Raw genomic sequence first — 13,492 nt, 5'->3', positions numbered from 1 at the left:
CGGCGCGAGGTGATCCCGCTTCCGGCCAGGAGCATGATCGACGCCCGCTGTAGCAGGTGGGTTCGCGGATGCGAGCAGGTCAGGCGTACCGGCTCCAGCCGCCCCGCCCAGTCGACACCGCCTCCCGGGAGCGGGACGATGGAAACAATTGACGTATGCCACCGCGCCCTCCTTCGTCATCCGCGGACGGAAGGACGGCCGTGGACCGCCCGTCCGCTGACGGAGACCGCACGGACGGAACGCGAGGGAGACGAGCATGTCCCCGAGAACAACATCCGCCCCACACCACCGCTCCGGCCGACCCACTCGGATGCCCCTCGTCCTGGCCGCCGCAGGTGCGTTGGTGGTCGGCCTGGCAACCTCCGCCAGCGCACAGGACCCGATCTACAATCCTCCACGCCTGGTGAGCCTCCAGCTCCAAGCACCCAACGTCACTGTCATATTCCGGGACAACTCCGAGCCGGACACCGCCTTCTTCATCGAGCTGACAGAACGGGACAACCCGACCTACGCGAGGATCAACAAAACCCTGCCCGGCACCAACGCGCCAGGTGTGGGCAGGACCGTCACCCGGTCCGTCAACGCCGGCATCAAACCCGGCATCGCCTACTGCGCCACGGTCAAAGCCTTGGTGCACTCGGAGGACCCCCTCCTGTACGACCTGGAGGACGCCGTCACGGACCCGTCCAACAAGGTCTGCGCGAACCCCACCGACGCGGCCAACCCGGCCGGCTCGCCCAGTAACGCCTCACTGGGCACGATCACAGGCGAGGCGGAACCGGCGGCCGGCACCAATCGCAACTTCTGGCTGCCGTACGGGAATGTCGGCGCCGAGGTCAAGGGCGCGGTGATCGAGGTGTCCACTTCCGGAGCCCTGTCGATAAGGAGACCCCCGGAGAACGGCACCTTCAGCGGCTTCCAGTGCGTGCAGTCGGGAGCGGTAGCCGGCAGTACAAGCGGCGGCTTCCGCTGCACCGGTGGCACGCTCAAGGCCGGTGAGAAGAACCAGATTCCGGTGCTGGTAAAGGTGGGGACAGCTGGGCAGGGTGCCATCCACGCCACGATCCGCGCACCCGGCGACACCAATCCTGGAGACAACAACAGCACGCACACCGTGCGCGTCAAGTGACTGCGCCCGGAGCCGCGCCAGGTAGCGCATCTGCGTCCGCGGCAAGGTGAACCTTGCTCGTGACCCCGCCCCGGGACCCGAGCCGGGCTTCCTTTGCTTGGCCCTGCGGATCACGTCCCGCTGCCGCGCCGCGAGTCAAGCGGCCCCGGGTGGCCACGACGCTCCGATCCGCGGTCCAGGCGGTGCGGACTATGCCTGGCGGAGCGGGGCGAGTCGTGGACCGTGCTTGCCGATCCGGAGGGAAATGAATTCTGTGTTGTCCGCTCCAAGGACACTCTCGTCGGATGAACCCTTCCCAGCATCTGCTGGTTCGCCGGGGAAACCTCCTCCAGTGCGAAGTGGGCGCCGACCTGCCCGCGCCCGGGAGGGGTGGATCGCGTCGCCGGGATTCGGCCGAGCGAGCAATTGTGCACACGTCTGGTTGGGGCAGGGGACAGCGGCCTCGCAGTGGATGAACAAACAGCTTCGTGGTGCGCGACGGCCTCGGCAGGGACGTCCGTCCCCGCCGAGGCACTCGCCCCTCTCGCACAGGAGGGTCAGGCGGACGGCATCGACCCGGTGACCAGTGTGCCGAGGAGACGGGCCGCCGGTGCGGGGTCGACCAGCCACTTCCGGTGGCTGCCGGGAAGGGTGTGGACGTCGTACGGGTTGTCCGGGGTCAGTTCGTCGCCCTCGCGGATCAGTCGGTCCTGGAGAGCGAGGGGCAGGCTGGTGTCGTCGGCCAGACGTATGTAGGTCTTGGGGATGCGACCCCAGGTCTCGGCCTGCGCGCGGTCGGCGTGGCCGCCGGCGTCGAGGTTCTCGTCGGGTTGGAAGGTGTTCAGGAAGGTGAGGAACTGCTCGTCGGTGCCGTCGGCGAGGAACGCGGCCTTGAGCGCCGCGAGGGAGTCCGGGTTCGCGGTGCGGAAGTTGACGCGGAGCAGGCCGAGTTCGGCGGGGTGCGCTGCCAGTGCCGAGGCGAAGGCGGCGGGGTCGACCGTGGCCATCTCCGGCTCGGCGTAGTAGGCGCCCACTTCGAGGTTGGTCGGGGCCCAGGCCGAGACGTAGACGAGGCGGTCGATGAGGTCCGGGCGGGCATTGGCCGCCGCCGTGACGGTGATGCCGCCGCGGCTGTGGGCGACGAGGATCACGGGGCCGTTTCGCTTGGCCCGCTCCAAGATGCCTATCAGGTGTGCGGTGTTGTCGGCGAGGGTGACGCCCTTGATCGAGCCGGGCGTGGTGGCCAGCGCGGCGGGGTCCTGGGGTGACTGGTAGGCGGGGGTGAAGGTGGCCTGGAAGCCGTGGCCGGGGAGGTCGACGGCGACCGAGCGGTGTCCGAGGAGGCCGAGTTCGGCCTGGAGCGGGGCGAAGGAGAAGGAGTTCGCGAAGGCTCCATGGACCAGTACGAACGTGGGGTGCATCTGTGTACTCACTTTTCGGGTGTTCACTTCTTGTCGGTCAGGACAGGGGTTGGGCGCAGGACCAGGCACAGGAAGCCGAAGCTGTTTCGGTACCCGTGCAGCCAGTCCGAGCGTCGGGCGTTGGCGGTCTCCAACGCCCGCTCGGCGGCCGGGTCGGTCGGGTGGTCCAGGGCCCATGAGGCCAGTGAGCCCCAGCAGGCCCACTCGTAGGCGTCCAGTTCACCGCGGGAGCTGACGTGGCCCTGGATGGGGGTCCATCCCTCGGCGACGACGCGGTCCACCGTGGTGGCCAGGTCGTCGAGGTGGCCGAACATGTCGGCGGCCGCCGGGGATGGGGCCCGGTCCCAGTACGACTCGCCGATCAGGACGCGGCCGCCGGGGGCCAGATGCCCTCGGGCCGCCGCGAGGGTGGGGCGGAGGCCGCCGAAGGCGTGTGTGGCGCCGACGCTGATTACCAGGTCGTACGGCCGCGGAGAAATGAAGTCGGCGGCCTCCTGGTGGTGCAGGACCAAGCGCTCGTCGACCCCTCGTTCGCTCGCGGCCCGGTGGGCCTGGTCCAAGGCCTCAGTGGAGACGTCGACGCCCTCGGCGTGCAGGGAGGTCCGGGATGCCAGGGCACGCAGCAGCCATTCCGCGGTGCCGCATCCGAGGTCGAGGACCCGCCCTTCGGCCTGCGGCAGGGCGCGTTCGAGCAGCGCGTTGACGGAGTCGTCGTCGAGCGGGGCCTTGATCGGGTGCTGGGTGTGCGCGATGCCGGAGATCCGTTCGCGGTTCACACGGCCACCGGGACGGCCTGCGTTGAATCGAGGAGCAGCTTCGCGGCCACCGCCGCCCCGTCGGTGCGGATCGTGGCGCCCACGGCGCCCGCCCGTGCGCGGGTCTCGGCGGCCAGGGCAACCCTGAGGGCGGGTGACAGGGATTCGAACGTCGGGTTCGGGCCGTCGTGGGCGGCGCCGATGCCCAGGTCGGCGACCCGGCCGGCCCAGTACGGCTGGTCGGCGAACTGGGGTACCACCACCTGGGGCGTGCCCGCCCGGGCGGCTGTCGTGGTGGTGCCCGCGCCGCCGTGGTGCACGACCGCGGCCAGCCGGGGGAAGAGTGCGTGATGGTTGGCCTCGCCGATGGTGAAGCAGTCGTCCTGGTCGTCGGTCAGGGCCAGGTCGGCCCAGCCGCTCCCGAGGAGTACACGGCGACCCTGAGCGCGGACCGCCTCGATGGCCACCTTGGCGACGTCTTCCGGGTCGCGCAGGGGAATGCTGCCGAACCCCACGTACACCGGTGGTGTGCCGGCCTGGAGGAACGCTTCCAGATCGGTTGGAAGCGGGCGCTCGTCCAGCGGCCGGAACCAGGTACCGGTTTGTACCACGTCGAGGCTTGCCGGCTCCGGCCACGGGCTCAGGACCGGGTCCGAAGCGAGCAACGGCCTGTCGGTGAGGACGTAGTCGCGGGCGTTGTCCACCGGGGGCAGGCCGATCGACGCCCGATGAGCGTTGATTCCCGGGCCGAAGAGTTCGTTCAGGTGCTCGGTGTTCAGGTCCCACAGTTTCCGGTTGTCGGTCACCTCGGGCGGGAACGTGCGGCCCGGCCACGTGAGGGGAGGGTGGTGCGGCGACGGCAGGTACGTGGGGAAGTAGGCCACGAAAACGTAAGGAATGCCGAGTTTCTCGGCCACGGTCCGCGCGGCTGCCGCGGCCGGTATCAAGCCGGTCGCCACGATCAGGTCATGGCCCTCGGCCACCGGGGCGAGCGCGTCGTAGGTCGTGGTGACCATTTCGGCCGCGCGCTGGGGCAAGCTCGAAGGGGGCTGTGGCTTGGTACCGGTCACCGCCCCCTTGACCATCGGGCGCAGGGCCGGGCCGATGGGCGTCAGCGGGATGCGGGCTTCGTCCGTCAGTGCCGTGAAGTCGGGCGGGGCGCACATCCGCACCTCTGCGCCCAAGGCACGCAACTGCACCGCCAGGGCGATCATCGGCTCGACGTCCCCGCGCGATCCGCACGTCATCAACAACACACGCATTTTGCATCTCTCGTTTCTTGGGTTCCGCCGTGGTCGGCGGTTTCACTGCGGGCCCCGGTGGCCACAAATCCCTCCGAGGGGCCGGGGGTGGGCTGTGGCCGCTATCGGGCCCAGGGCAGTTCTCGGGTGCCCTCCGTGCCGGGAACGGAGGCGACACCGTCGGCACGCATGGACACGTGGGCCTCGGTGTGCTCCGGGGCGTGGATTTGGCGAACCAGGTCCGGCGGCAGGATCAGGGTCTGGCCGGCCGAGACCTTCTCGGTTCCGCCGTCACAGGTCATCTCCAACGCTCCGGTGGTGACCGTCCAGATCTGTTCACGGCTGATGGAATGCTCGGGTCCGGTCGCGCCGGCGTTCATCGTGACGGTCCAGGTGCTCAGTTCGGCGCTGCCGCGACTGGGAGAGGCGAGGCCCGTCATGGTGGCATTCGGAGAGACGGTGACGTCGTCGGCCGAGGGGGCGATCACGCGCGGGGCGACACTCTCGTTCCCCTCCATGCCCGGTGCAGGGACGACCCATTCGACGAGCTGGATGACGACCCCGTTGGGATCGGTCAGCTGGAACAGTCGTTCGCCCCACGGTTCTTCGCGCAGGGGCATGGTGATGGGCGCGCCCGCCGCACGCAGCCGAGTCTCTTGCGCGCCGAGGTCGCTGACCGTGAGCGCGACAATCAGCCCGCCCGCCTCCCGATTCCTCTGCTCGGAGGGCAGGACCTCGGTCCCCGTGCGGAGCAGGACGATGTTGACGGCGGCGTCCTCGCGGGTGAGCGAGCAAAAGCCGTCGTCGGCCATGGCCACCTCGTAACCGAGGTGGGTACGGAAGAAGTCACGGGAGGCATCGACATCGGCGACGGTCAGGGAAAGGGTGGAAGTGGAAACTTTCACGGCAGCTCCTTCGGAACTGTGTAAAGGGGGTGAGTGATCGGGCCGGCTCGCGTACGGCCGTCTGCTTCTGCGGTACGGAGGTGAGTACGGGTACGGGTACGGGTACGGGTACGGGGTCAGGACGCGGGCACATCGAGCTGGAACTCCCGTGTGCGCCGGTAGGAGCGGAATCCCAGGGCATGGTTGACCGCGAGCATGTGGACGTTGTCCTCGGCGCAGTCCGTCTCGATCTCGATGACACCGGGGTGCTCGGTGTGCAGTCGGCGCAGCATGGCGGCCTTGACCCACAATCCGAGGCCATGGCCGCGGTGGGCGGGCACGACAGCGGTGTCGTACTGCTGCGCCCGCGGCGACGCGCCTTGCGGAAGCAGGATCTCGGTGTATCCGGCCACGGTGCCGTCATCGTGGACGGCGGCGAGGGTCAGCAGGGTATCGCCGCGGTCGGCGACTACCTGGGCCATCGTCCGTACGCGGTCCGCGTCCCAGGTCACGGTGCCGTAGTCCAGATCTCCGACGGGCATGTCGTTCATCGCGTTCTTGGCGGTGGCGAAGGCGGCAGCGAGAGTATCGGGCACCGTGCCGGTCCAGCCCGTCAGCCGGTAGCCGGGGTGCTCGGCCTCGGCGGCCTGGAGAACGGCGGATGCGTCCAACCGGTCCAGGTGCAGGATCAGATGGTCCAGGGCCAGGGCCTGGCGGAAGTTCTCCTTCTCACAGAAGGCTTCGCCGGGACTGTCCGCGGCCGCTTCGACGATCAAACTGCGCCGGTTCTCGGCGCGGCAGGCCGCCACGACCGCCGACAGCAGGAGAGATCCGGTTCCTTGGCGCCGGTGCGCGGGGTCGACGTGGAGTTCCAGTTCGGCCAGGTGATCCCGCCCCGGGGAGGTGAACATTCGCAGGCCCGCGACTCCGACCGGGCGACCGTCCCTCCCGGTGGCCATCCAGGTCAGCCGGTGGCTGTTCAGCGTGGGCTGGGTGAGCTGGGTGTGGATCTGCTCGGGGCCGGGAGGCGGTACGTCCGGCAGGTCGTGGAGCATCGAGGCGGAGACGACTTGGTGCCAGGCGGCGGCGTCGGCGGGCAGGACGTCGTGGAGCGCAGTGAGGTGGATGTGCTCGGGCAAGGCAGTGGCTCCAAGGATCTTGTTAGGGGAACGTGGGTGCGGGTTCCAGACGGTGTGCACGAGGTGGTGCGCCCGCCGCGGCGCGGATGAACCAACCCCACGGTTGGCGGCGCGGGCCGCGAGACGGCGACCGATTGATGTTGCGTAAGGCGGCAGCAGCTGTCAGAGCGTCCTTGTGGCAGGGCTCCATCGGTCCAGTGCGGTGTAAGCCGGAGCCCACTGGGCGGTGTAGGAGATGCGGACGGATGCGGGCAGGGAGGAGAGAATCCTCTCCACGGTGGCCTCGGCCGCGCCGTCCAACAGCCAGGGCAGCAACAGCGGTCCGTCCAGGCCGATCAGTTGGGCATGGAGCCGGCAGAAGTGGTCCCATTGCCCGGCAGTTAACGCTCGCGGGACCAGCGGCAGGGCCGCGTCCTCCTCGTGCTTGAGGTGCCCGGCCAGGCCGACGACAAGTGCGTCCGCCAGAACGCCCAACCGCAGCGGGTCGACCTCGAGGTCGGCGAGCGTCGCGTCGACGGCCTGGACCAGTGAGCCGATGGCGGCATGCTCGGCCTCCATCGCCTCCAAAAGGGCCACATCCTTCGGGCGACCGGTCAGACCGCGGCGCAACACCGGCCACAGCGCGACGTCCTCGGCCATGTGATGTGCGTGAAGGGCCTTTTTGAACAACGTCCATCCCGCCGTCGCCGGCAACTGCCGAGGGTCACGGTCCGCGCGGGTGGTGACGCGGTCCAGGTGCGCCAGATCCCTACGCAGGGCATCGTGCGTCGCGTACACGACGGTGAGATCGATGACACGGTCGTTCATGGCCCGCATCGGCTCCATGACGGATCGATCGGTACACGGACGCCGATGACGCGACAGTTGGACAAGTTGACCTCGGCGGTCAACCGAACCAGTGTGCACAGCTGTTCCCTGAGCTCGTGCTGCTTGTCGCAGAGGACACTTCGGGAGATGCCGCAATTGTCGGTTCGCGTACCCGCGTCCGACCGTGCGAGCACCGCCTCCTTCACGCCTGATTGCATGCCCAAACCTTCGTACGGGCCGCAATCGTGATCAAGGTAAACTTCCGCGCGGTTCGATAACCACTGGGTTATCGGTGGAGGCTGGGGGGCCGATGGAGCTGCGGGACATCGAGATATTCCTGGTCTTGGCGGAGGAGCTGCACTTCGGACGGACCGCACAACGGCTGCGTGTATCCCAGGCGCGCGTCAGCCAGGCCATCAAGAAGCAGGAGCGGCGCATCGGCGCCGAGCTGTTCACCCGCACCAGCCGCACCGTGTACCTGACCGAGGTCGGCCGTCAGTTCCGCGACGACCTGCAGCCCGTCTACGCGGGCCTGCACCATTCCCTGGAGCGGGCCCAGATGGCGGCCCGCGGAATCTCGGCACAGCTGCGCGTCAGCCTGATGCCCTTCAACGTCGTCGATCTGCACCCCTACTGGAAGACGTTCCGCGCGAGGTACCCGCACTGGGCACTCCAGATCCGCCAGGCCACCTACACCGATCCGTTCGGCCAGCTCCGCAGCGGTGCCATGGATGTCATCGTCGCCTGGCTGCCCGTGGAGGAGCCGGACTTCACCGTCGGGCCCGTCCTGGCCACCGACTCAAGGATCCTGGCCGTCGCCTCCGACCACTGGCTCGCGCAACGGGCCTCGGTGCCCCTGGAACTCCTCGCCGACTTCCCCCACGCCACAGCCCACGGTCTACCGGACTACTGGGAGGACAGTTACCTGCCCTTCCACACCCCACGAGGCCGCACGATCGAGCGCGTCGAATCCGCCGCCTCCGACAACGCCGATCAGCTGATCAGCCACGTCGGCATGGGCGAAATCGTCCACACCTTCCCGGGCCACGTCACCAGACACTGGGGCATGCCGAACATCCGCTGGCTCCCCCTCCCGGACATGCCTGCCCTTCACTTCGCCCTGGTCTGGCGGACCGAAGTCGAGAATGACCTGATCCGCGCCCTGGCCGGCACGGTGCGAGATATGGGCGCCTTCCGCTTCTGACATTCTCCCGCGGCGCGAAGTCGAGGTTCGGAACCGAGCCGGATAAGGGCAGACCCGGATGCTCTACAGGCTGAGACACGCTTGCGCCACAGCGAGTGACGCCTCGAACCAGCGACGTCGGGATCGGATCCGGCGCCGGACCATCTGCGACCGTATTCCTTTCCCGGCCGGCACGCTGCGCGTGGCCCGTGGAAAGGTCGCGGCCCGCCGCCGATGACCTACCGATCTCGCGGGTCGCATACGCGGGTTGTCGTACACTTCCGCACGGTTTGATAGCCGCAAAGTTTATCGAAAGGGGTTTGGGGACCGGTGGAGCTGCGGGACATCGAGATATTCCTGGTGCTGACGGAGGAACTGCACTTCGGACGGACCGCAGGGCGGTTGGGTGTCTCGCAGGCGCGTGTCAGCCAGGCCATCAAGAAGCAGGAGCGGCGCATCGGCGCCGAGCTGTTCACCCGGACCAGCCGCACCGTGTACCTGACCGAGGTCGGCCGTCAGCTCCGTGACGACCTGCAGCCCGTCTACACGGGCCTGTATGAATCGCTGGAGCGCGCCCGGCAGGCGGCCCGCGGCGTCACGGCCCAGCTCCGCATCAGCATGATGCCGTTCAACATCATTGATTTCCACCCCTATTGGAAGGAGTTCCGCGCGCGGCTTCCGCACTGCGAGCTCCAGATACGCACGGCGACCTTCAGTGATCCGTTCGGCCAGCTGCGTTCCGGCTCGATGGACGTACTTGTCGTCTGGTTGCCGGTGGAGGAGCCGGACCTCACCGTAGGCCCGACCCTGTGTACCGACTCCAGGGTCCTGGCCGTGGCAGCGGACCATCCGTTCATCGAACGGGACTCCGTGCCGATGGAACTGCTCTCCGAATTTCCGCACTCCACGGCCATCGACCTGCCGGAATACTGGGAAAACGCCTATCTTCCCTTCCACACTCCCCGAGGCCGCCAGATCGAGCGTCTCAAACCCGCCGACAACAACGACGAACTGATCAGCATGGTCGGCATGGGCGAGATCATCAACACCTTCCCCGAACATGTCACCAGGTACTGGGGCATGTCTAATATCCGGTTCCTACCCGTTCCCGAAATAGGAAGCCTCAAATTCGCCCTGGTCTGGCGGACCGAGACGGAGAACGACCTCATCCGCGCCTTGGCCGACACCGTGCGCGATCTCGGCGTCTGTCCCCTCTGACACCACGCCGCAGGCGGAATGCCTCCTCACAGGCGCCCTTCACAGACCGCCGCGCAACCTGTCCTTCGTCGAAACACGCCTCCTCCGCGGATCCGGTCAGGGGCAACCCTCTTGAGCCCAAGTCGGCCTGAAGGGCGTCCACCCGCTGCCGAGCGGCACGTTCACGCTCCTCCAGCAATCCCATCACCGACGGCATCCGGCACCTCCACCGAAGGGACGACACGACATCTCGTCCCTGCCACCGGAAGCCCCACCCCATGCCTGACCAGCAGAAACGCCTTCATTACTCTCGGAAAGACAACCGCCTTTGACTCCGCGCTGCGGGGTTCGAGCTGTTCCCATCGCATGGCGAGACCTTTGTCTGTATGATCCTTCCGCTTCGGGACCGGAAGGTCCTCCACGGGGAGGGGCAGGGCGTCATGCGTGCAACAGGGCTGTCCGGGCCGTCGTACATAGGCCCGTTCCGGGTGGTGACAGAACTTGGGCAGGGCGGCATGGGACGTGTTTTGCTCGCAGTGGCCCCCGACGGCCGTCTCGTCGCCGTTAAGCAGGTGCATCCCGAACTGGCCGAGGACGCCGGGTTCCGGGCCCGTTTCCGGCGCGAGGTGGCGGCCTCACGCACAGTCTCCGGTGCTTACACCGCCGCCGTGATGGACGCCGATACGGAGGCCCAAGAACCCTGGCTGGCCTCGGTTTTCATACCTGGTCCCACGCTGAGCCAGGCGCTCGACGCCGCAGGCCCGTTGCCTGAGGAAGCGGTAAGGCTCCTGGCGGCGGGCCTCGCACAGGCGCTGATCGACGTGCATCGGGCCGGCCTGGTCCACCGCGACCTGAAGCCGTCCAACGTGCTGCTCGCCGAGGACGGGGTACGCGTCATCGACTTCGGCATCGCGCGGGCCGCCGAGGGGCACACGAAGCTCACCCGCACCGGTGCCATGGTGGGATCGCCGCCGTTCATGGCGCCGGAACAGGTACAGGGTCTCCCGCTGACCGGCGCCGCCGACGTGTTCTCGCTTGGTTCGACCCTCGTGATGGCGTGCACCGGCATGCCGCCGTTCGCGGGTACGTCGGTGCCGGGTGTGCTTTACAACGTCGCGCACGGCGCACCGGACCTTAGCGCGGTGCCGCAGGCGCTGCGATCGTTCATCGAGTCGTGTCTGGCCAAGGAACCGGCGGAACGTCCGTCGCCGCTGGAGCTCCTCACAGCGATTGGCACGGTGACGTCGACGTCCCGGCCGTGGCCCGAAGCGGTACACCGGCTTGCGGCCGAACAGCGCGCGGATGTTGACCAACTGGCCGCCGGACCCGCCGTCTCCGCAGTTTCCACCGCCTCCGCGTCCGCCAGACTTCCTTCCCCGCCCGTCGTGTCCCCGCTGCCATTCCCGCCCGCACCGCCCGCCGCCGCAGCCCGTGGGAAGCGCGCCTGGTGGCTGGCCGGGGCGGCCGCGGTAGTGGTGGTGGCCACGGTGACGGCCCTGAACTTCCTGCCCCCGGACGGCAACGGTGGAGGAAGGGACGGCGGCCGGACGAGCGCGTCCCCGGGCAAGTCCGACGCCGAGGCGCCGAGCGGGAGTGAAACCGTCCCGACCCCCGGGACGACACCTCTGTCGAAGGCCCCCGACAAGTACACGCAGCGGGTGCCGTCGTGCAAGGAGGCCAAGGGCAAGGTCGAGGTGCCGGCGGGCTACGGAGATCCGACCGGCAACCTCGAGGCCGTGGGTGAAATGCCACAGGAATCGAACCAGTGCTTCTGGAGCAATCGGTACGGAGACAGGGTCATCGTCTCTTGGAACCGTCACCTCTCGGACGGCGGCAAGACCGGAGCGGAGCTGGCGAAGGAAAAGTACGAGAGCGGCTACGCCTCCGCCCACGGGTCGTACGAGCGTGTTGACGTCGGCGTCGGTGAGGAGGCGCACTGGCAGCGGAGCATGGCTAATCTGTACGCCCGGGACATCAACATGAGGCTCAACGTCATCGTGGAGAGCACGCGCTACTCCGGTGACGAGGCCAGGGACATCGCCCAGGCCGCAGGGAAGTCGGCCCTGAAGCTGGCGGAGTCCGCACGATGAGGCCGCTGGGGACGGCCGGCCCGGCCACCGCTGGGCCCTACCGTCTCCTCGCCGAGCTGGGCAGGGGTGGGATGGGACGGGTGCTGCTCGGCTCCGCACCGGACGGACGGCTCGTCGCCGTCAAGCAGGTACACGCACGGTTCGCCGCGGACGCCGGGTTCAGGGCCCGCTTCCGGCGCGAGGTCACCGCCTCGCGCCGGGTGTCCGGCGCGTACACGGCAGCCGTGATGGATGCCGACGCGGATGCCCCAACACCGTGGCTCGCCTCGGTCTTCATCAACGGGCCCTCGCTGGGCGCGGCCGTGGAGAAGGCGGGCCTGCTTCCCGCAGAGTCCGTACGCCGCCTCGCCGCCGGACTGGCCACCGCATTGACCGAGATCCACCGGACGGGACTGATCCACCGCGACCTCAAGCCCGAGAACGTCCTGCTCGCCGAGGGCGGCGTACGTGTCATCGACTTCGGCATCGCGCGCGTCGCCGAGGGCATGGAGGCGACCGAGCTGACGCAGACCGGCTGGGTGATCGGCTCGCCCGCGTTCATGTCACCGGAACAGGCCGAAGGCCGCGAACTGACTCCGGCCAGCGACGTGTTCTCGCTCGGCGCGGTCCTGGCGATGGCCGCGACGGGCGACAGCCCCTTCACGGGTACGTCGATGGCGGGGACCCTCTACAACGTCGTGCACCTCGAGCCCGACCTGTCCGCCCTGACGCCGGGGCTGCGCATGGTCGTCGGGCCGTGCCTGGCCAAGGACCCGGCGGCCCGTCCCACCCCGCAGCAGCTCCTCACACTTCTCGGACCGGTCGCGGCCGCCGACCGATCTTGGCCTCTCGCCGTGCACCAGACGATCGCCGCCCAGCGGGCCGACATCGACCGGCTGCTGGGCGACACAGATCGAACGCTTGTGCCGGCCCTCGCCTCGCCCCTTCCTGCCCACGGGGGAACGACCGCGCCGAGACGAACGCCCGCCCCCACGGCGCCCCTGCCCCCGCCCGGTCGGCGCACCGGAAAGATCATCGCTCTGGTCGGGGGCGGTGTGCTCGCCGTCGTCGGCATCGGAACCGGCGTGTACGCGCTGAAGAGCGACGGCGAACCAGTCGCGCTGCGTTATGCGAAGGCGCCGATCTGCTCCGAGGTCGCCGCGCAACTACCGCTGCCTGCCCGCTCGGAGGAACTTGACTACTACGGCGAGGGCAGCGGCGCCTCGACCAGCTGCGCTTGGGGAGAGATATCCAGCGACGCCACGAAGGTCAGGATCGCCAGCTTGGTCGACGAGATCCACGCCTTCGTCGGCTGGGAACTGAAGCGCGGCGACAACGAAGCCGAGCAGCAGCGCAAGGATTTCCGAGAGAAAGCCGCCAAGGAAACCCGGGCGACAGATCTCGGCTTCGGCGACGAGGCGTACTGGAGCGCCCCGTACGTGACTTATCCCCATCCCGGAGAACACTGCAGCCTGAACGTCCGCGACGGCAACCTCGTGGTCCGCGTGGCTCTGGGCGGGGAGGAACACCCCGCGTCGACATGCAAGTCGGAGGCCAAGGAGATCGCCCGCGCCGCCATCGCGGCCATGCCCCGCTAAGGTCTGCGCCGGGCTCAGGTGCGGCCCAACGCCGGGATGGCGGCCGGGGTGGCCGCGAAGCGCGGGCCGTCAGGGTTCTCGAAGTCGACA

Annotated in this window: 11 protein-coding genes; 5 read left to right on the top strand and 6 right to left on the bottom strand. The window is 68.6% G+C overall.

Going from position 1 to position 13,492, the window contains the following annotated elements; all coding sequences use genetic code 11:
• The first annotated feature begins 310 nt into the window (after positions 1-310).
• Positions 311-1,129, top strand: a complete 819-nt coding sequence (locus ACZ4XJ_RS31360) for a hypothetical protein (RefSeq protein ID WP_468498134.1) — start codon at positions 311-313, stop codon at positions 1,127-1,129.
• A 536-nt stretch (positions 1,130-1,665) separates the two neighbouring features.
• On the opposite strand, the gene ACZ4XJ_RS31355 is transcribed toward ACZ4XJ_RS31360, so the two are convergent.
• The 6 genes from ACZ4XJ_RS31355 to ACZ4XJ_RS31330 all read right to left on the bottom strand — a co-directional run bounded on the left by ACZ4XJ_RS31355 (position 1,666) and on the right by ACZ4XJ_RS31330 (position 7,355).
• Positions 1,666-2,529, bottom strand: coding sequence for an alpha/beta fold hydrolase (locus ACZ4XJ_RS31355; protein ID WP_468498176.1), 864 nt, complete (start codon positions 2,527-2,529; stop codon positions 1,666-1,668).
• Between the two features lie 23 nt (positions 2,530-2,552).
• Positions 2,553-3,305 (bottom strand): SAM-dependent methyltransferase, encoded by a 753-nt coding sequence (locus tag ACZ4XJ_RS31350; protein WP_468498133.1) that lies wholly within the window; start codon positions 3,303-3,305, stop codon positions 2,553-2,555.
• A complete protein-coding gene (locus ACZ4XJ_RS31345) occupies positions 3,302-4,531 on the bottom strand; it encodes a glycosyltransferase (protein WP_468498132.1) in 1,230 nt (409 codons plus the stop codon). Before ACZ4XJ_RS31345 ends, ACZ4XJ_RS31350 begins: the two co-directional genes overlap by 4 nt.
• A gap of 116 nt (positions 4,532-4,647) precedes the next feature.
• Positions 4,648-5,430, bottom strand: coding sequence for a VOC family protein (locus ACZ4XJ_RS31340; RefSeq protein ID WP_468498131.1), 783 nt, complete (start codon positions 5,428-5,430; stop codon positions 4,648-4,650).
• Between the two features lie 116 nt (positions 5,431-5,546).
• On the bottom strand, positions 5,547-6,548 hold the full coding sequence (locus tag ACZ4XJ_RS31335) for a GNAT family N-acetyltransferase (RefSeq protein ID WP_468498130.1): 1,002 nt from the start codon (positions 6,546-6,548) through the stop codon (positions 5,547-5,549).
• A 162-nt stretch (positions 6,549-6,710) separates the two neighbouring features.
• Positions 6,711-7,355: a hemerythrin domain-containing protein gene (locus ACZ4XJ_RS31330; RefSeq protein ID WP_468498129.1), complete on the bottom strand. Its 645-nt coding sequence runs from the start codon at positions 7,353-7,355 to the stop codon at positions 6,711-6,713.
• Between the two features lie 310 nt (positions 7,356-7,665).
• Here ACZ4XJ_RS31330 and ACZ4XJ_RS31325 point away from each other — a divergent pair, with 310 nt between their 5' ends.
• From ACZ4XJ_RS31325 to ACZ4XJ_RS31310, 4 genes are all read left to right on the top strand, one after another.
• Positions 7,666-8,559, top strand: a complete 894-nt coding sequence (locus ACZ4XJ_RS31325; RefSeq protein ID WP_362877894.1) for a LysR family transcriptional regulator — start codon at positions 7,666-7,668, stop codon at positions 8,557-8,559.
• A 309-nt stretch (positions 8,560-8,868) separates the two neighbouring features.
• Positions 8,869-9,756 carry a LysR family transcriptional regulator gene (locus ACZ4XJ_RS31320; RefSeq protein WP_362877895.1) on the top strand — a complete coding sequence of 296 codons (888 nt, stop codon included), beginning with the start codon at positions 8,869-8,871 and terminating at the stop codon, positions 9,754-9,756.
• Positions 9,757-10,121: 365 nt separating this feature from the next.
• Positions 10,122-11,825: a serine/threonine-protein kinase gene (locus ACZ4XJ_RS31315; RefSeq protein ID WP_468498128.1), complete on the top strand. Its 1,704-nt coding sequence runs from the start codon at positions 10,122-10,124 to the stop codon at positions 11,823-11,825.
• Positions 11,822-13,402, top strand: coding sequence for a serine/threonine-protein kinase (locus ACZ4XJ_RS31310; protein WP_468498127.1), 1,581 nt, complete (start codon positions 11,822-11,824; stop codon positions 13,400-13,402). The genes ACZ4XJ_RS31315 and ACZ4XJ_RS31310 overlap by 4 nt, the downstream gene beginning before the upstream one ends.
• Positions 13,403-13,492: the final 90 nt, after the last annotated feature.

The organism is Streptomyces sp. NPDC029836, assembly GCF_055574495.1.
Note: the sequence above shows the minus strand (reverse complement) of the source record. Positions and strands in the feature narration are given on the sequence as shown.